The sequence below is a fragment of the Pedococcus sp. genome (genome assembly GCF_036554925.1).
Lineage (GTDB): Bacteria > Actinomycetota > Actinomycetes > Actinomycetales > Dermatophilaceae > Pedococcus_A.
The window spans coordinates 1-18188 of sequence record NZ_DATBMI010000060.1 but is presented as its reverse complement, the minus strand read 5'-3'; the positions used below and the strand labels follow the sequence as shown (position 1 = coordinate 18188).

The window sequence follows — 18188 nt, the reverse complement described above, 5'->3', positions numbered from 1 at the left end:
CACGTCTTCGAGGGCGAGGGCTACGACACGCCGACCGACCAGCGCTACTGCATCAACTCGATCTCGATGACGCTGCGCCCGGCGACCCGCCTGACCTGACTCCAACCTCTCCCAGGCTGTGGCTTTATCGGGTCACCCGATAAAGCCAGCAGTTCACCCGACAAATCTTCTCCGGGTAAGCGCCGGGTTGTCGGGTGCAGCCTGCTGCGCCTGCCTGATCCAGGCGACAACTCGCTCCGGTCGGAACAGGTCGGCCCACACCACGCGCACGACGACGTAGCCCAGTCGCCTCAGCCGGTCCTCCCGTCTCTTCTCAGCGAAGAGCACATCGGCGCCACCTTCGGCGTACTTCACTCGCCCGTCGAACTCGACGACGACCCCTGTGCCCTCCACCCACAGATCGACGCGAGCGACGAAGTCCCCCATCTCGTCGCGGATGACGACTTGGGGCACGACCGAGATCCCGAGCGCCGCAAGATGCAGGCGCAGCCGGCTCTCACCCACCGACTCAGAGCGGCCATCGGCAAGTGCGAGCATGGAGCGCACCCGACCAGAGCGCGGCCACCCCGCAACGGCCGCACCCGCACGCTCGAGGGTCGGCCTCTCGACGACTCCGGTGTGCAGCGCGCGGTCGGCGGCCACGACCCCGTTGCCCACTCCTGCGTCGAGCGTGAACTGCACCAGCGCGGTGGCTGGCTCCACGGCGCGGCCGGACCCCGTCTCGACGACCTGCTGGCCATCCGGTCGTATGACGAAGGACTGCGTGAGCACCTCCTTGGTGACAGGCCGCACGAGAGTGGCACGGTTGAGGGGCGCGTCGAGCACCGGCAAGCCATGAGCGACCACCGCCGAGACGTGGCTCAGTGCAGCATCTGGATAGAGCAGCAGGCCGCCCGTCGCGAGCCGCAGATGAGCTCCCTCGGCCGACAGCCCGGGCGCCGGCACGGCGTACAGACCCCGGCCCAGATGCTCCACCACACCGCGCTTCACGAGGCGGTGGAGCGACCGCTCGTCGTGCCCGGCCATTCGTGCCGCTGCGGTCGTGAACACACCGGCAGCCGACATGCTGATTCCGGACAGGTCATCCATGGGAGGCGACCTTGGCGCGGAAGCGCCGTTCGCGGCATACCGAGCCTGGCACCCTGTGGACGACGTGACGATCGGCGTGCTTCCTGTCCACCGCGGTGCACCCGACAAGCACGCACTTCGCCCGACAAACCTCCTCGGGTCAAGAGGTGGATTCTCGGGTGACCCGATAAATCCCCGGACGGGAGCCGGGGTGGCGACCGGCCTGACTCAGCGGAGGGAGTCGATCAGGTCCGCCACCTCGACCCGGCGGCCGGTGTGGAAGGGGACCTCCTCGCGGACGTGCATCCGCGCTCGCGACGCGCGCAGCTCGCGCATCAGGTCGACGATGCGGTGCAGCTCGTCGGCCTCGAACGCGAGCACCCACTCGTAGTCGTTGAGCGCGAAGGAGGCGATCGTGTTGGCCCGCACGTCCGGGTAGTCGCGCGCCATCTGCCCGTGCTCGCGCAGCATGTCGCGGCGCTCCTTGTCCTCGAGCAGGTACCACTCGTAGGAGCGCACGAACGGGTAGACGCAGATGAAGTCCTTCGGCTCCTCGTCGGCGAGGAAGGCCGGGATGTGGCTCTTGTTGAACTCGGCCGGGCGGTGCAGCGCCGCCGCCGACCAGGTGGGCTCGAGCAGCTGCCCGAGCCGCGTCCTGAGGAAACGCCGGTAGGCGCCCTGCACGTCCTCGATGCGCTCGGCGTGCCACCACACCATGAAGTCACAGTCAGCCCGCATGCCGCCGATGTCGTAGACCCCGCGGGTCAGCACGCCCTCGGCCTCGAGCTCGGCGAACAGCTCCTCGACCTCCTTGGCCATGACGTCGCGCTCGTCGCCCAGCGGCGCCGTCACGGCGAAGACGGACCACATGGCGTAGCGGATGGAGGCGTTGATCTCGCGGATCCGGGACGGGGACGGCTTGCCGGTCATGGCGTCATTCTCCCCCGGCGCCGGCCCGCGACGTGCAGTGGGTGGCGATGGCCGCGCCGGCCGCCCGCCCGCTGCCGACACAGGCCGGGATGCCCACGCCCTCGTATGCCGCGCCGGCGAGTTCCAGCCCCGCCAGCCCCGCCGCGGCGCCACGGATCCGGGCCACCCGGTCGACGTGCCCGACGGCGTACTGCGGGAGTCCCCCGCCCCAACGCTGCACGTGCGAGTCGAGCAGCCGTGGGAGGGGCTCGCCGAGCGCCTCGCCGACCTCGCGGACGGCGAGCGCCACCAGCTCCTCGTCGGGCCGCTGCAGGTCGGCGGTCTCGCCCGCACGACCGACCGAGGCGCGGAGGAAGAAGGCCTCGTCGGAGACGTCGGCGGCCCAGGCCCACTTGGCGGAGGTGAACGTGCTCGCCTTGATGCCCCGGCCGTCCGCCGGTGGCACCAGGAACCCGGAGCCGGGCAGCTCGCCGAGGTCGCCCTTCGCCACCGCCAGCGTCACGATCGCCATCGACGCGTACTCGATGGCCGCCAGCTCGTCGGCCGCGGACGGCGCGTGGTCGCGCAGCAGGCGGGCGGCCGGCGCCGCGGGCACCGCCAGCACCACCCCGTCGGCGGCGATCCGCTCGGGTGCAGGCACCGGGCCGACGACGACCTCCCAGCCGGAGCCGTCCCGGTGCAGCTCCCTGGCGATCGTGTTGCTGCGCACATCGACGCCGCGCTCCCGGAGGGCGTCGGCCAGACGCTCCGCGAACACACCCATCCCCCCGACGAGGCCGGCGAAGACCGGGCTGGTGTCCGCCGCGGCCCGCTCGGCAGCGGCGCGGGCGGCACCGGCAAGGCTCCCTCCCGACCGGGCCACCTCGAACAAGCCCGGAACGGATGCCTGCAGGGACAGGCGACGGGCGTGCCCGGCATACACCCCGCCCAGCAGGGGCTCGACCAGGCGGTCGACCACGGCGTCCCCGAGGCGCGCCGCCACGTAGTCGCCGACGGACACATCTTCGGTGAGGGGGCCCGTGGGCCAGGGGCGCTCGTCACGCGCCCGGTCGACCTCGGCGCCCGTCAGCAGCCCCAGCGCGGCTGACGGGTCACCCGGGACTCCCATCAGCGTCCCTGCCGGCAGCGGGTGGAGCCGGCCGCGGGACCACACGTGCGCAGCCGTGGTGGCCGGGTGGGTCAGCAGGTCGCCGGCCCCGACCTCGTGGATGAGCGCGAGCGCCTCGGGGCGGCGGGCGAGGAGGGACTCGGCCCCGACGTCGACGAGGACTCCGGCGACGCGCCCGCGGCGCAGCTTGCCGCCGGGCCGGTCGGAGGCGTCGAGCACCGTGATCCGCGCGCCGGGCAGCCGCACGGTCAGCTCCCAGGCGGCGGCCAGCCCGGAGACACCGCCGCCGACGACCACGACGTGTGCGCTGCTCATGCGGCCACTCTGGCAAAGGCCGTTACCGCTTCGACACCAGGGGTGTGGAACTCCGCGCGCGTGACGCACCTCACACAGGCGTACAGCTCACTCCGCTCGAGCCCAGGGGGTCGCCATGACCGTGAAGCACCCGTTCCCCAGACTGACCGCGCTGCTCGCCGCAGCAGCCGCCTCCGCCGTCCTGCTCTCCGCCTGCAGCGGTGGCGGCAGCGACTCCGGCGGGGAGACGGCGGCCGGGTCGGCCCCGGACCAGGGCGGGTCGGTCTCCCGGGACGCCGGCGGCGACGTCAGGGAGGGCTCCGGGACGGCGGCGAAGCCAGCACAGCCTGGCCAGCCCGGTGGCACAGTCGACCCGGCCCGGCTGACAGCCGTGACGGAGCACATGGTCCGCAGCGCGAGGCTCGCGCTCACGGTCAAGAGCATCGCCGCCGCGGCCTCCAGCGTCCGCTCCATCAGCGCTGCCAACCAGGGGATCGTCCTCAGCGAGAACATCGGTGGCAGCAGCGGGGACGTCGTCCCGCTCGACGACCCCTCACGCGTCACTGCGACGACGTACGGCGAGATCACGATCTCCGTCCCCGCCGGGCGGCTCGACCCCACGGTCGACGAGCTCAGCAGGATCGGCACCGTCATCCGCCGCGAGAGCAGCAGCCAGAACGTCCACGACCAGTACGTCGACACCGAGAGCCGCATCAAGACCATGCAGGCCAGCGTCGACCGCGTCCGCGCGCTGATGACCCGTGCGACGGACATCGGCCAGATCGTCACGCTCGAGGCGGAGCTCAGCAGGCGCCAGGCCGACCTCGAGGCCCTCGAGTCCCAGCTCGCCGCCCTGAAGGACCAGATCGCCCGCTCCCCCATCCAGGTCAGCCTGACCACCGACAGTGGCGTCATCGCCGAGGACCCGGGCACCGGCTTCCTCGCCGGCCTCAAGGGCGGTTGGGAGGCGTTCACCGCCTCGCTCGTGGTGCTGCTCACCGTCATCGGTGCGGTCCTGCCGTTCGCCTTCGTGCTCGCGCTGGTCGGGCTGCCGCTGTGGTGGTCGATCCGCCGGCGTCGCGGCGGCCCCACCACGCCGACGACCACAGCCCCTCCCGCCGCAGCCACCCAGTAGACCGACCACCCGGCCGCACCAGACGACCGCTCGGCCCGTGACCGTCCCTCACCCCGGTCACGGGCCGACCGGCCCCCACGACTCGGCCGCCCCGCTGCAACGGCTGTGGCCGACCGGCTGCAAGACTCCGACGGTGAGCGCGCGAGAGAGCAGCTGGTGGCGGTCGGCGGTCGTGTACCAGGTGTACCCGCGGTCCTTCGCCGACGCCGATGGCGACGGGGTCGGAGACCTCGCAGGCGTGACGAGCCGGCTCGGCCACATCGCGTCGCTCGGCGCTGACGCGGTGTGGCTCACGCCGTTCCAGCGCTCGCCCCAGGCCGACCACGGCTACGACGTCAGCGACTACCTCGACGTCGACCCGCTCTTCGGCACCCTCGGCGACTTCGACACCCTGGTCGAGCGGGCGCACGACCTCGGGATGCGCGTGATCGTCGACCTCGTGCCCAACCACTGCTCCTCGGCCCACCCGCTGTTCCAGGCCGCGCTCGAAGCCGGCCCCGGCAGCCCGGAGCGCGCCCGGTTCCACTTCTCCCCCGGCCGCGGCGACGGCGGCGAGCTGCCGCCGAACAACTGGCCGAGCGTCTTCGGCGGCCCGGCGTGGAGCCGCGTGCCCGAGACCGACGGCCGGCCGGGCGAGTGGTACCTCCATCTCTACGCGCCGGAGCAACCGGACTTGAACTGGCGCCACCCGGCGACCCACGAGCTGCTCGACGGGGCGCTGCGGTTCTGGCTCGACCGGGGCGCCGACGGCGTGCGGATCGACGTCGCGCACGGTCTCTTCAAGGCCGAGGGGCTGCCCGACCTGGCCGACCCCGACATCGAGCCGATGCGCCTGCGCGGCAACGTCATGGCCTGCGACCAGGAGGAGGTGCACGAGGTCTACCGGAGGTGGCGGGCCATCGCCGACGGCTACGTGCCGGAGCGCGTCCTCGTCGGCGAGGTCAACCTCCTGCCTCACCGGGCGGCCCGCTACGTGCGGCCCGACGAGCTGCACCAGGCGTTCGCCTTCGCCTTCCTCGCCGCCCCCTGGGACGCCGAGGCCTGGCAGGTGGCGGCGACCGGCCTGCTCGACGGAGCTGCGCGGACGGGCTCCCCCGTCACCTGGGTGGTCGAGAACCACGACGTGGTGCGGGCCCCCACGCGGTACGGCGGGGGCGAGCACGGTCTGGCCAGGGCGCGGGCGGCCCTGCTGACGGTCCTCGCGCTGCCGGGGTCCGCGTACGTCTACCAGGGCCAGGAGCTCGGACTGCCGGAGGTCGACGTGCCGGTCGAGGCGCGGCAGGACCCGGCCTGGCTGCGCTCGGGGGTCACGCGTGACGGCGCCCGCGTGCCGATCCCGTGGCGCTCCGACCCGGCCGGCTCGTACGGCTTCTCCGACGGCGCCCCCGGCGCCACCCCCTGGCTGCCCGTCCCGCCCCCTCCTGAGGGGACGGGGCGGTCAGGGCCGCACTGGGGCGCGCTCTCGGTGGCCGCGCAGGAGGACGACCCCTCCTCGACGCTCGAGCTGGCCAGGGCGGCGGTCCAGCTGCGGCGGCGGCTGCACGCCGACGGGGTCCTTCACCCCGACGACTCCGCAACCGTCCGGACCACGGCCGCGGGTCTGCTGGAGGTCGAGCGCGCCGGCACACTCCTCGCCGTCAACCTGGGTGGTGCGCCGTCCGGTCTCCCCGAGGGGGAGCTGATGCTCTCCAGCGGCCCGCTCGCCCGTGACGGGGACCTCGTGCTCCTCCCGCCCGACACGGCTGCCTGGCTCCGCCGGTAGACGGCCCGGTGCCGGGCGGCGGCCCCCGGTGCCGGACCGCGGTACCGGAGGGCGGTACCGAGCCGCAGTGCCCGGGAGGTGCGCAGCCGTCTACCGCGCGGTGAGCTCGTGGACGAGCTCGGTGACCCGCGTCAGGACGTCCGGGTCGGTCTCCGGCAGCACGCCGTGGCCGAGGTTGAAGATGTGCCCCGGCGCCTGGCGGCCCTGCTCGACGATCTCGCGCACCTTGGCCTCGAGCGCGTCCCACGGGGCGAACAGCAGCGCGGGGTCGAGGTTGCCCTGCACGGCGTAGTGGCCGCCCAGGCGGGACAGCGCGTCGCTGAGGGCGATGCGGAAGTCGACCCCGACGACGTCTGCGCCGGCCGCACCCATGAGCGGCAGCAGCTCGGAGGTCCCGACGCCGAAGTGGATCGTGGGCACCCCGAGGCCGTCGACAGCGGCGAGCGCCTTGGCCGAGTGCTTCTGCACGAAGCGCTGGTAGTCGGCCCGCGGCAGCGCTCCGACCCACGAGTCGAAGAGCTGCACCGCGGACGCGCCGGCCTCGGCCTGGACCCGCAGGAACGCACCGGAGATCTGCGCCAGCCGGGCGCACAGGTCGTGCCACAGCTCCGGGTCGCCGTACATGAGGGCCTTGGTGTGCTCGTGGTTCTTGCTGGGCCCGCCCTCGACCAGGTACGACGCGAGGGTGAACGGGGCGCCGGCGAAGCCGATCAGCGGCGTGGGGCCCAGCTCGCGGGTCAGGATCCGCACGGCCTCGGTGACGTACGGGACATGCTCGGCGGTCAGCTCGGGCAGCCGGTCGAGGTCGGCGCGGGAGCGGATCGGCTTGGCCACCACCGGACCGACACCGGGCACGATGTCGAGGTCGACACCGACGGCGGCCAGCGGCACGACGATGTCCGAGAAGAAGATCGCGGCGTCGACGCCGTGCCGGCGCACGGGCTGCAGGGTGATCTCCGCGACGAGCTCGGGCCGCTGGCACGACTCCAGCATCGGGATGCCCTCGCGGACCCGGCGGTACTCCGGCAGTGAGCGCCCGGCCTGCCGCATGAACCACACGGGCGTGTGGCTCACCGGCTGCTGGCGCGCCGCGCGCACGAGGTTGCTGTCGTCCAGGACGTGGGGGGAGGTCACCGCAGGAGTCTCGCACGCGGGGCGCGTCCGTCCCGAACCCACCATGGCGCACGCAGCGTGGCCGAGCCCGCCACAGGATGGTCCGTATGCCGCGTGGCCGAGCCCGCCACAGGATGGTCCGTGTGCCGCGTTGCCGGGTTCGCCACAGGATCGTCCGTGTGCCGTGCGGCCGAGTTCGCCACAGGATCGTCCGTGTAGCCGCGTGGCCGTGTGGCCGTGCGATGCCCGAGACGGGCCGTCGTCAGACCGCGATGACCGCGACGCCCACGAGGCTCAGCGCCACCCCCACGGACTGGATCCGCTGCAGCCGCTCGTGCAGCAGGAAGCGCGCGAGCAGGACGGTCACCACCGGGTAGATGGACCCCAGCACGCTGGCGACGCTGACAAGCCCGCGTGAGGACGCGAAGGCGAAGAGCGCGTTGGCCACGAGGTCCCCCAGACCGATCGCGAGCAGGGCGGGCAGGTCGCGGGCCCCCACGCCGCCGAGCGTGCGCAGGGCCAGCGCCACCACGACGAAGACGGTCACCGACGTCAGCCGCATCCCCCACAACGTGTGCAGCAGTGACTCCCTCGCGCCGCGGTCGAGGCAGTAGAGCGCGAAGCCGAAGCCGACGGCCGCGACCGAGGCCAGCGCGACCGGCCGGGCTGACACGTCCCCCGACAGCTCTGGCCCGGAGGCCAGCAGCACCCCGACCACGGCGACGACCATGCCCACCCACGCGGTGGCGGGAGGCTGCTCGCCACCCAGCAGCCCGAGCAGCACGGGCACGGCCACCCCCAGCGACGCGACCGGCGCGACGACGCCCATCGTCCCCGTGCTCAGCGCGGCGTAGAAGGAGACCAGCCCGACGGTGCCCGACACACCCGCCGCCACCGACCACAGGGGCCAGCCGTGCAGCGCGAAGTCCGCGTGCCGGGCCCCGACCAGGACCGAGATGACGAGGAGCGCGAGGCCCTGCGACCACGCGACGACCGCGGCGGCCGGCGTGGTCCTGGACTTCAGCCCGGCGAAGAAGTCCGCCGTGCCCCAGCAGGCACTCGACGCCAGGGCAAGGAGCGAGAGCATGGGCCGCACGCTATCGACCCGTGTGGTGGTGTCCGGAACCCGACGGCGCCCGCCGGGGCGCCGAGGCCTCAGCGTGCCGGCGCGGTCGTCCCCCAGACGTCCTTGCTGTGCTGGTACGCGCTCTTCTCGAGCTTCAGTGCGGCCGCCCGCGTCTTGGCCAGGGCGGCAGCGTCCAGGGTCTCGACCGACACCAGCTCGAGCGTCTCCTTGGTGGGGTCGTTGCCCGCCCAGCCGACGCGCACGCCGCCCACCCTGGGCGCGTAGTACTTGTGCTGGAGGGCCCCCGGCTCGTCTTCGCTGGACTCCTCGGTGACCTTCACCCCGTCGTAGCAGCCCGCCTCGACGCAGGTGCGCTGGTCGACCTTGATGACGCGGGCCCGGTCCGACCACCCGATCTCCGGCCCCCAGCCCTGGGAGTAGCTCGGGTCGCCGGGCTGGTCGTCCTCCCGGATCGTGATCCCCGCCTGTGCGCCCTTGACGCCGTGCACCCAGGCGGGCGTCTCGACGAGCTCGCCGTCCTCGTACACCTCCGGGTACTGCCCCAGGTGCCAGATCGTCTTGTCGTCGGCCTGCGCGAACATGGCCAGCTCCGCCTCCTCCAGCGTGTCCCGGGTGTAGTCCAGCTCCAGGATCACCACGGACTCGACGCCGGCGACGGTCTTCGTCAGGTCCGTCACGGTGAGCTCGACGCGGTGCGGGATCTTCTCACCGTCCTCGATCGTCTCGCCCCGGTAGACCATGTGAGTGCCGGGCACCAGCGGGAACCAGGTGTTGTCGACCGTGGTGGGGTGGGTGAACGCCGCGAGCTCGAAGCCCTTGGCCGGCCCCGTCGTGGGCTGCTCCACCGGCGTGGGCGTCGTCGTGCTGGTCGTCGAGGCCGCGGCGGGCCTCTCTTCCACTCTCACCGCGCCACCGCAGGCACTCGACACCCACAGCGCGAGGGCTCCCAGGGCGAGGGCTGCCCAGGTCGAAACAGGTCGTCGTCGCATGGTCCCCCCATGGGCTGCGGCCCGGGCCTTGTCCCCAGGCACGTCGGGTACTCCTTTCAGGCTCCCTCTCCCGAGGGACCGGGAAACCCGCAGAGGGGTGAGGTCCGTCGGCCGGAGCACCCGCGCCCCTGCGCAGAAACGCGTAGGAAGGGAGCCGCCTGTCGCCCGCGGGGTTACCGCAGCTCGCGCCGGTCCGCGACACGAACGGCGTGACCTCCGAGGGAACGGGCACCTCGCGGCATACCCTGTGGTGGTGGGCAGCAGATCGGTCCCTGGCGACCCCTCACCCGAGTTCACGCAGGCGCTCAGCGAACTGCGGGGAGCGCGGCTGCGCCCCGAGGTGCGCCTGGTCGAGGTGCCGGCGCCGCAGCGCATCGCGCCGTATGCCGTGGCTCTCACCGCCGAGGTGGTGGGTTCCGCCGGCGACGAGGAGGAGCTCGCATCGGGGCGCTTCGTGCTGCTGCACGACCCCTCGGCCCCCGAGCCCTGGGACGGCGTCTGGCGCGCCGTGACCTTCGCCCGCGCCGAGCTCGAGCCGGAGGTCGCGAGCGACCCGATGCTCGGTGCCGTCGGCTGGTCGTGGCTGGTCGACGCACTCGAGAGCCACCGCCTCCCCTACACCGCCGAGGCAGGCACCGTCACCCGCGTGGTGTCCGAGAGCTTCGCCGGACTCGCCGACCGCCCGGCCAGCGTCGAGATGGAGGTCCGCGCCTCGTGGACCCCGCTCGGCGGCGACCTCGGTGACCACCTGATCGCCTGGTCCGACCTGCTCTGCACCATCGCTGGACTCCCCCCGCTGCCGGAGGGCGTCATCGCCCTGCCGGGACAGCGTCGCTGAGCACGGCTTCGCGGCCGGTAGGTTGGTCCGCGTGACCCAGCACACCGACCCCGTGGCGCCGGCCGCGCTCGAGCCAGGCGAGGAGGTCCAGCTCACGCCGCTCGATGCTCCTGCCGACGGCGTTCCGGAGGTCGTGGCGGACGAGCGGACCCTGCTCGAGGCTGCGGCGGCGGTCGCCGCCGGCGAGGGGCCAGTGGCGCTCGACGCCGAGCGCGCCTCCGGCTACCGGTACGGCCAGAGGGCGTACCTGGTGCAGCTGCGGCGCGAGGGCTCCGGCACCTGGCTCATCGACCCCGTCGCCGTCCCGGACCTCTCCCCCGTCGCCGAGGCGATCGGCGGGGCTGAGTGGATCCTGCACGCCGCGACCCAGGACCTCCCCTGCCTCGCCGAGGTGGGGCTGCGCCCGCGCCAGCTCTTCGACACCGAGCTCGCCGGCCGGCTCCTGGGGCTGCCGCGCGTGGGGCTGGCCGCCGTCGTGGAGCACTACCTCGGGCTGTCCCTCGCCAAGGAGCACTCCGCCGTCGACTGGTCCACCCGCCCACTGCCCGAGCCGTGGCTGCGCTACGCCGCCCTCGACGTCGAGGTGCTCGTCGAGCTGCGCAACCTCATGGGTGTCGACCTCGCTCGCCAGGGCAAGGCCGCCTGGGCCCGAGAGGAGTTCGAGGCGCTGCTGGAGTTCACCGGGCCGGCGCAGCGGGTCGACCCCTGGCGGCGCACCTCGGGCATGCACCGGGTCCGCCACCGCCGCGGCGCCGCCATCGTCCGCGAGCTCTGGGAGACCCGTGACGCCCTGGCGCTGGACCGCGACGTCTCCCCCGGCCGCCTCATGCCCGACGCGGTGCTGATGGAGCTGGCGATGGCCGCGCCGACCAGCGCGTCCGACCTCCCGCGGGGCCACCGGGCCATCGCGCGCTACCAGCGGCAGTGGATCGACGCGATCCGGCGGGCCAAGGCGATCCCGGACCCCGACCTTCCGCCCCTGACGCTGCGCTCGGACGGCCCCCCGCCGCAGCGGGCGTGGGCAGACCGCGACCCCGTCGCGGCCGAGCGCCTCGGGGCTGCCCGCGCCGAGCTCACCGCGTTCGCCGCGGAGCATGTCATCCCGGTCGAGAACGTCATGTCGCCGGACCCGCTCCGCCGGGTCATCTGGTCGCCGCCAGCGGACCGCAGCACCGCCGGGTTCGCCGACGCGCTCCTGGACCTCGGCTGCCGGAGGTGGCAGGTCGACATCGTGGCGCCGATGGTCGCGGCCGCCTTCGCGGCCCACCCCGACCCCGAACCCGAGGCCTGAGCCCGGTCGACGCCGGGTGAGGGCCTGCGTGACGGCTCTCACCCCACGCCCCTCCTGTACGCCGTTGTTACCGGCAAGTAGCATCGGAAGCGCACCCGCCGGCATACCGGCGGACCCACACCCGCCGACCAGGGAGGCCACCCGTGCCCCGCACTCTGCGTGAGGTCGTGTTCGTCGATGGCGTCAGGACGCCGTTCGGCAAGGCCGGGGAGAAGGGCATGTACGCCCAGACCCGCGCCGACGACCTCGTCATCCGATGCATCCGTGAACTCATGCGCCGCAACCCCGGGCTGCCCCCGGAGCGCGTCGAGGAGGTGGCCATCGCCGCCACCACCCAGATCGGCGACCAGGGGCTGACCCTCGGCCGCATGGCCAGCCTGCTCGCCGGCCTGCCCAGGACCACCCCCGGCTACTCCGTCGACCGCATGTGCGCCGGCGCGCTGACCGCAGTCACGACGACCGCGTCCTCGATCGCGTTCGGGGCCATCGACGTCGCCATCGCCGGCGGCGTCGAGCACATGGGCCGCCACCCGATGGGCGAGGGTGTCGACCCCAACCCGCGCATCGTCGCCGAGAAGCTCGTCGACCCCTCGGCGCTGGTGATGGGCAAGACGGCGGAGAACCTCCACGACCGCTTAGCGCACCTGACCAAGGAGCGTGCGGACACCTTCGCGGTCGGCTCGCAGGACAAGCTGGCCAAGGCGTACGCCAACCAGCAGATCCAGCCCGACCTCGTCCCCGTGGCCACCCGCCACGCCGAGCTCGGCTTCGGGCTGGCCACCGCCGACGAGCCGCCGCGCCCGGGCACCACCGTTGAGGAGCTCGCGTCCCTCAAGACGCCGTTCCGCCCGCACGGCAACGTCACCGCCGGCAACAGTGCGGGGCTCAACGACGGCGCCACGGCCTGTGTGCTCGCGAGCGCCGAGGCCGCCGAGGAGCTCGGCCTGAGCGTGAAGATGCGGCTGGTCGACTATGCGTTCGTCGGCGTCGAGCCGGAGGTCATGGGCATCGGCCCGGTCCCTGCCGCGGAGAAGGCCCTGGCGAAGGCCGGGCTCACGATCGAGGACATCGGCCTGTTCGAGCTCAACGAGGCGTTCGCCGTGCAGGTCCTCGCCTTCCTCGACCACTTCGACATCGCCGACGACGACCCGCGGGTCAACCAGTACGGCGGCGCCATCGCCACCGGCCACCCGCTCGCGTCCTCCGGCGTGCGGCTGATGAACCAGCTGGCCCGCCAGTTCGAGGAGCACCCGGAGGTCCGCTACGGCATGACCGCGATGTGCATCGGCATCGGCATGGGCGCGGCCGTCATCTGGGAGAACCCCCACCATGTCGACTTCGGCGCCGACAACGGCAAGGAGGATGCCGCGTGAGCGAGCAGCAGACGACCCAGACCCCGGCCTTCGAGGAGGTCGTGACCCACACCCCGGTGCGTGACATCGCGCTTCCGGGCGACGCGGGCACCCTGGCGCTGGTCACCCTCGACAACGGCTTCGACCACACCAAGCCCAACACCTTCGGCCCGCAGACCATCGCCGGGCTGCAGCAGACCGTTGCGCGGCTGCGCGAGCGCGCCGAGGCCGGCGAGATCGCGGCCGTCGCCATCACCGGCAAGCCGTTCATCTTCGCCGTGGGCGCCGACCTCAAGGCCGTGGCGCTGGCGACCCGGCGCGAGCAGGCCCTCGAGGTCGCACGAGCCGGCCACACGGTGTTCGGCGCGATCATGGACCTGCCGGTCCCGACGTTCGCGTTCGTCAACGGGGCGGCCATGGGTGGAGGCGTCGAGCTCACGCTCGCGTGCGACTACCGGACCATCTCCTCGGGTGTGCCGGCCGTGGCGCTGCCCGAGACGTTCCTCGGGCTGGTTCCCGGCTGGGGCGGCTGCTTCCTGCTGCCGAACCTCGTGGGCCCGGCCAACGCGCTGAAGGTCATCATCGACAACCCCATGAACATGAACCGCATGCTCAAGGGCCCGCAGGCCTTCGAGCTCGGCATGGCCGACGCGATGTTCGAGGCGGCCGACTTCCTCGAGGAGTCGCTGCTGTGGGCGGGCCGGGTCATCACCGGCGAGACCACGGTGGAGCGCCCGGAGATCTCGCGTGACGAGGCCGAGTGGGAGGGTGCGGTCAAGGCAGCCAAGGGCATGGTCGACCTCAAGACGGGCGGCAAGGCACCTGCGCCCTATCGTGCCCTCGACCTCGTCGCTGCCGCCCGCACGGCGACCCGCGCCGAGGCGTTCGCCGCCGAGGACGAGGCACTGGCCGACCTGGTCATGGGTGACGAGCTGCGCGCCGGGCTCTACTCCTTCGACCTGGTGCAGAAGCGGGCCAAGCGACCCGCGGGCGCCCCGGACAAGAGCCTCGCCAGGCCCGTCACCAAGGTCGGCATCGTCGGCGCCGGCCTCATGGCCAGCCAGCTCGCGCTGCTGTTCGCCCAGCGCCTCGAGGTGCCGGTCGTCCTCACCGACCTCGACCAGGAGCGGGTCGACAAGGGCGTCGGCTACGTCCACGCCGAGGTCGACAAGCTGCTCGGCAAGGGGCGTGTCGGCCCCGACAAGGCCAACCGGCTCAAGGCCCTCGTCACCGGCGGCACCACCAAGGACGGCTTCGCCGACGCCGACTTCGTCATCGAGGCGGTCTTCGAGGAGATGTCGGTCAAGAAGCAGGTCTGGGCCGAGGTCGAGGCGATCGTCACGCGCGAGTGCGTGCTCGCCACCAACACCTCGTCGCTGTCGATCACCGAGATGGCCTCGGACCTGGAGAACCCCGAGCGGGTCGTGGGCTTCCACTTCTTCAACCCGGTCGCGGTCATGCCGCTGCTCGAGATCATCAAGGGTGAGCGCACCGACGACGCCACGCTCGCAACGGCGTTCGCCACCGGCAAGGCACTTCGTAAGACGACGATCCTGGTCAAGGACTCTCCCTCGTTCATCGTCAACCGCCTCCTCGGCCGCTTCATGGGCGAGGTCGCCAAGGTCGTCGACGAGGGCACTCCGATCGAGGTCGCCGACCGTGCGTTCGCGGGGCTGGCCCCCATGCCGCCGTTCATCCTGCTCGGCCTGGTCGGCCCGGCCATCGCGCTGCACAACAACGAGACCCTCGCCAAGGCCTTCCCCGACCGCTTCTACGTGTCGGAGAACCTGCGCCGGGTCGTCGAGGCGAGGAAGCCGGCCATCTACATCTGGCCCGAGGGCAAGCCGGTCGTCGATCCCGAGGTCGAGGCGCTCTTCGAGAAGCCGGCCGACCCCGTGGTGCTCAGCGCCGAGCAGGTGCGCGAGCGCGTGCTCTCGGTGCTCGCCGAGGAGGCCCGCCTCATGCTCGACGAGGGCGTCGCACAGGCTCCGATGGACCTCGACCTGGCGATGATCACCGGCGCGGGCTTCCAGTTCTGGAACGGCGGCCTCACCCCGCTGCTCGACCGTGAGGGCGTCAGCGAGAAGGTCACCGGCCGGCGCTTCCTCCCCCCGGGGGCGGCCAGCGTCCCCGCCTGACCCCGGGGGCACGGCCGGCGGCCTGCCCACCTCCGGTGCGTGGCCGGCATACCCAGTGCGGTATGCCGGCCACGCGCCTTCTCGGCCGAACGGACCACCCCCACCGGGAACCGCCCCCGCCGCTGGAGCGGCTCTGCCATGGTCCGTCCCGTGCAGGGGTGGGGTCGACGCGTCGTGGTGGCGGCCGTGGCGGGCGTGGCAGCGCTCGGCCTCGGCGGCTGCCTTCGTCCCGCCGCACCCCAGGCCGCACCGGCCGGCACGGGCACCGTCACCCCGCCGGCCGCCACACCCACCACCCCGCCGGCCGCGACACGGACCACGCCACCTGCCGCCACACCGACCACCCCGCCGGCCGCGACACCGACCACCCTGACGCCGCACGCCGACTGGAGGCCCTTCACCGCGTCGGCAAGCGCCTGGGAGGACTGGGAGCCGGTCCTGTCCGGGGTCCGCCCGGCCCACGACGGTGACCTCGACGCCTTGGCGGCCCGCGCCCGCGCGGTCCGGGCGCGCACCTACACGGCCACCGCCATCGGCGTCTTCGGCGTCTACGAGTACGCCCAGGACGCGCGGCACGCCCGGGTCCGCTTCGGCACCGGGGACGACACCGTGATGGAGATGCACGGCGACCACACGACCCGTCCGGCCTCCTCGCCCGAGGACCTGCTCTCGGCGCCGATGACGGTGTGCCGACACTCGGGGAAGGAATGTGTCCGCCTCACCGGTGAGGACGATCCCGGCGACAAGCCGCACCTGTTCGACACCCTCACCGACAGCATGGTCTTCCAGTCCGCGGCGGCGATGGCCTCGGCGGACCTCGGTCCCGCCCTGCTCGAGGACCTGCAGGTGCCCGACCTCACCCTGGGCGTCGCCCGGGTCGACTCCCCGGCCGGACCCCTGGACTGCGCTGTCGCCACCGCCGGACCGGGCGCACTGGCCGACCTGGAGGGCCAGCCGCTCGACCCCGGGCGACAGGCGGCGGACAGCGACAGGACGGCCCTCTGCGTCGACGCCCGTGGGCTGGTCGTCGTGTCGCCGGGCTCGTTCGTGCCGGTCACCGCCTACCTCTCCCTCACGACCTCGGTGCAGGAGGGCTTCGACACCGTGCCGTTCCCGGTTCGCCCGTACCCGAGCTGACCGCTGCGCCGCGCCCCGGGTTCCCGTTTCGTCCCGCCCATGCTCCTTCTGCACCGTTCGTCCGGGGCCGAGGCCTAGTTCGCCTGCGGGTGTCGCGCCGGTGTCACCAGGGGCATGGTCGAGACAGCAGGCGGGGCAAGGGGGAGGACGTGATCCTCGTCGTCGGAGGCACGGGGCACCTGGGGCGCCGCGTCGTGCCTGCGCTGCTCGCCGAGGGTCATCAGGTGCGGGTCATGGCCAAGGCAGCCGGCTCCGCGCTCGACCTCGCGGAGCTGGGCGCGGAGCTCTTCCCCGGGGACATCCGGGACCGCGAGCGCGTGTTCGCCGCCTTCGAGGGTGTGACCGTGTGCGTCTCCGCCGCGCAGGGGCTGGTGGGCGCGGAGAACCCCACGCCGGCAGCGGTGGACCGCGACGGAAACCGGAACGTCACCGACGCGGCAGCCACGTCTGGGGCCGCCGTGGTGCTGCTCTCCGCCGTCGACGCCTCACCCGACCACCCCCTGGAGCTCCAGCGCATGAAGTGGGCTGCGGAGGAGTACCTCCGGGCCAGCGGCGTCCCCTGGACGATCATCCGCGGCACGGTCTTCGCCGAGACCTGGGGTGACATCCTGCGCGCGAGCGCCAACAGCCGCGGCCGCGTGCAGGTCTTCGGCCGCGGAGAGAACCCGACGAACTTCGTCCGCGTGGACGATGTGGCCGCGGCCGTGGTGCGGGCCGTGACGGATCCCTCCCTGAGGGGCCACACGATCGAGGTGGGCGGCCCGCAGGACCTCACCTTCAACGACTTCGCACGCGGGCTCACCGGCCACGAGCCGCGCCACGTGCCCCGCATCGCGCTACGGGTGATGGGGGCGGTGGCCGGACCGGTCAAGCCGCAGCTGGCCAGGCTGGCCCGCGCCGCCCTGCACATGGACACCGCGGACATGACCTTCGACACCAGACCCGGCCTCACGGCATACCCCTGGCTCACCTCACGCCCCGTCGCGGCCGCGCCACCGTGACTGGACGCGCCCGGCGTCGTACAGTGGGGCCGCGGTGCGCCCGTCCGCACCTCCGCCACGGCCCCGCCGAACCTCCGCCACGGCCCCGCTGACGGCCCCACGGCGGCCCACGACACACCGGCGCGCCGATTCGGCTCTATCTCATATGTGATCTACAGTCGATGGCGTGACGGACACCTATCTGACCCGCATCGGCACCCTGATCCGCGACGCCCGACGCCACAAGGGCATGACTCAGAGCGAGTTGGCCGAGTCCCTCGGCACGAGCCAGAGCGCCGTGGCCCGCATCGAGCAGGGCAAGCAAAATCTCAGCCTTGAGATGCTGGCCCGCATCGGTGAGAGCCTGGACAGCGAGTTCGTCTCCCTCGGCCACAGCGGTCCGCAGCACCTGCGCATCGTGGGCGGCACCCCGCTCTCGGGCTCGATCGACGTCAAGACCTCCAAGAACGCGGCGGTCGCCCTGCTCTGCGCCTCGCTGCTGAACAAGGGGCGCACCACCCTGCGCAACATCGCCCGCATCGAGGAGGTCAACCGCATCATCGAGGTGCTCACCTCGATCGGCGTGCGCACGCGTTGGCTGCCCGACAGCAACGACCTCGAGATCGTCCCGCCGGCAGTGCTGGACCTCGCCAACATCGACATCGCCGCCGCACGCCGCACGCGGACGGTCATCATGTTCCTGGGCCCGCTGCTGCACGAGGTCGAGCAGTTCCGCCTTCCGTACGCCGGAGGCTGCGACCTCGGCACCCGGACCGTCGAACCCCACCTCGCCGCGCTGCGTGCGTTCGGCCTCGGAGTCACCGCCACCGGTGGCTACTACGACGCCTCGGTCAACCCGCAGATCACCCCCGGGAAGCCGATCGTGCTCACCGAGCGCGGCGACACGGTCACCGAGAACGTGCTGCTCGCCGCCGCCCGCAACGAGGGCGAGACCGTGATCCGCAA

At 72.8% G+C, this 18188-nt stretch carries 16 protein-coding genes; 10 read left to right on the top strand and 6 right to left on the bottom strand.

Features of this window, described 5'->3' with window-relative positions:
* On the top strand, nucleotides 1-99 hold a 99-nt coding region (locus tag VIB11_RS04795; RefSeq protein ID WP_332028877.1), incomplete at its 5' end, for a peptide-methionine (R)-S-oxide reductase.
* Between the two features lie 54 nt (nucleotides 100-153).
* Here VIB11_RS04795 and VIB11_RS04790 read toward each other — a convergent pair.
* From VIB11_RS04790 to hemG, 3 genes are all read right to left on the bottom strand, one after another.
* Nucleotides 154-1089 carry a type IV toxin-antitoxin system AbiEi family antitoxin domain-containing protein gene (locus tag VIB11_RS04790; protein ID WP_332028873.1) on the bottom strand — a complete coding sequence of 312 codons (936 nt, stop codon included), beginning with the start codon at nucleotides 1087-1089 and terminating at the stop codon, nucleotides 154-156.
* Nucleotides 1090-1296: 207 nt separating this feature from the next.
* Nucleotides 1297-1998, bottom strand: a complete 702-nt coding sequence (gene hemQ / locus VIB11_RS04785; RefSeq protein ID WP_332028871.1) for a hydrogen peroxide-dependent heme synthase — start codon at nucleotides 1996-1998, stop codon at nucleotides 1297-1299.
* Nucleotides 1999-2002: 4 nt separating this feature from the next.
* Nucleotides 2003-3421, bottom strand: a complete 1419-nt coding sequence (hemG, locus tag VIB11_RS04780) for a protoporphyrinogen oxidase (RefSeq protein ID WP_332028869.1) — start codon at nucleotides 3419-3421, stop codon at nucleotides 2003-2005.
* A gap of 115 nt (nucleotides 3422-3536) precedes the next feature.
* Between hemG and VIB11_RS04775 the strand changes: the two genes are divergently transcribed.
* Together VIB11_RS04775 and VIB11_RS04770 are read left to right on the top strand one after the other, a co-directional pair.
* Nucleotides 3537-4535, top strand: a complete 999-nt coding sequence (locus VIB11_RS04775; protein ID WP_332028867.1) for a DUF4349 domain-containing protein — start codon at nucleotides 3537-3539, stop codon at nucleotides 4533-4535.
* Between the two features lie 133 nt (nucleotides 4536-4668).
* Nucleotides 4669-6297, top strand: a complete 1629-nt coding sequence (locus VIB11_RS04770) for a glycoside hydrolase family 13 protein (protein WP_332028866.1) — start codon at nucleotides 4669-4671, stop codon at nucleotides 6295-6297.
* Nucleotides 6298-6387: 90 nt separating this feature from the next.
* Here VIB11_RS04770 and hemE read toward each other — a convergent pair whose 3' ends face one another.
* The 3 genes from hemE to VIB11_RS04755 all read right to left on the bottom strand — a co-directional run bounded on the left by hemE (nucleotide 6388) and on the right by VIB11_RS04755 (nucleotide 9402).
* Complete coding sequence (gene hemE / locus VIB11_RS04765) at nucleotides 6388-7476, bottom strand: uroporphyrinogen decarboxylase (protein WP_414695756.1); 1089 nt, start codon at nucleotides 7474-7476, stop codon at nucleotides 6388-6390.
* A gap of 196 nt (nucleotides 7477-7672) precedes the next feature.
* Entirely contained in the window at nucleotides 7673-8497 is an 825-nt protein-coding gene (locus tag VIB11_RS04760) for a DMT family transporter (protein WP_332028862.1), read from the bottom strand.
* A 68-nt stretch (nucleotides 8498-8565) separates the two neighbouring features.
* A complete protein-coding gene (locus VIB11_RS04755; protein ID WP_332028860.1) occupies nucleotides 8566-9402 on the bottom strand; it encodes a hypothetical protein in 837 nt (278 codons plus the stop codon).
* Between the two features lie 337 nt (nucleotides 9403-9739).
* Here VIB11_RS04755 and VIB11_RS04750 point away from each other — a divergent pair, with 337 nt between their 5' ends.
* From VIB11_RS04750 to VIB11_RS04720, 7 genes are all read left to right on the top strand, one after another.
* The gene (locus VIB11_RS04750) at nucleotides 9740-10324 is read left to right on the top strand and encodes a DUF3000 domain-containing protein (RefSeq protein WP_332028858.1); all 585 of its coding nucleotides are present in this window, start codon (nucleotides 9740-9742) and stop codon (nucleotides 10322-10324) included.
* Nucleotides 10325-10355: 31 nt separating this feature from the next.
* The gene (locus VIB11_RS04745; RefSeq protein ID WP_414695755.1) at nucleotides 10356-11615 is read left to right on the top strand and encodes an HRDC domain-containing protein; all 1260 of its coding nucleotides are present in this window, start codon (nucleotides 10356-10358) and stop codon (nucleotides 11613-11615) included.
* A gap of 143 nt (nucleotides 11616-11758) precedes the next feature.
* The gene (locus VIB11_RS04740) at nucleotides 11759-12988 is read left to right on the top strand and encodes a thiolase family protein (RefSeq protein WP_332028856.1); all 1230 of its coding nucleotides are present in this window, start codon (nucleotides 11759-11761) and stop codon (nucleotides 12986-12988) included.
* On the top strand, nucleotides 12985-15105 hold the full coding sequence (locus VIB11_RS04735) for a 3-hydroxyacyl-CoA dehydrogenase NAD-binding domain-containing protein (protein ID WP_332028854.1): 2121 nt from the start codon (nucleotides 12985-12987) through the stop codon (nucleotides 15103-15105). The genes VIB11_RS04740 and VIB11_RS04735 overlap by 4 nt, the downstream gene beginning before the upstream one ends.
* 150 nt (nucleotides 15106-15255) lie before the next feature.
* On the top strand, nucleotides 15256-16242 hold the full coding sequence (locus VIB11_RS04730; protein WP_332028853.1) for a hypothetical protein: 987 nt from the start codon (nucleotides 15256-15258) through the stop codon (nucleotides 16240-16242).
* Nucleotides 16243-16391: 149 nt separating this feature from the next.
* Nucleotides 16392-17243 (top strand): SDR family oxidoreductase, encoded by an 852-nt coding sequence (locus VIB11_RS04725; RefSeq protein WP_332028851.1) that lies wholly within the window; start codon nucleotides 16392-16394, stop codon nucleotides 17241-17243.
* 166 nt (nucleotides 17244-17409) lie between these two features.
* The coding region (locus VIB11_RS04720) for a helix-turn-helix domain-containing protein (RefSeq protein WP_332028850.1) at nucleotides 17410-18188 on the top strand (779 nt) is incomplete at its 3' end.

What these genes read in the sequence shown, in the direction of transcription:
- hemE (WP_414695756.1), bottom strand. Translation starts at nt 7,476, where the DNA reads ATGGTGGGTTCGGGACGGACGCGCCCCGCGTGCGAGACTCCTGCGGTG.
- VIB11_RS04790 (WP_332028873.1), bottom strand. Translation starts at nt 1,089, where the DNA reads ATGGATGACCTGTCCGGAATCAGCATGTCGGCTGCCGGTGTGTTCACG.
- VIB11_RS04760 (WP_332028862.1), bottom strand. Translation starts at nt 8,497, where the DNA reads ATGCTCTCGCTCCTTGCCCTGGCGTCGAGTGCCTGCTGGGGCACGGCG.
- hemQ (WP_332028871.1), bottom strand. Translation starts at nt 1,998, where the DNA reads ATGACCGGCAAGCCGTCCCCGTCCCGGATCCGCGAGATCAACGCCTCC.
- VIB11_RS04775 (WP_332028867.1), top strand. Translation starts at nt 3,537, where the DNA reads ATGACCGTGAAGCACCCGTTCCCCAGACTGACCGCGCTGCTCGCCGCA.
- hemG (WP_332028869.1), bottom strand. Translation starts at nt 3,421, where the DNA reads ATGAGCAGCGCACACGTCGTGGTCGTCGGCGGCGGTGTCTCCGGGCTG.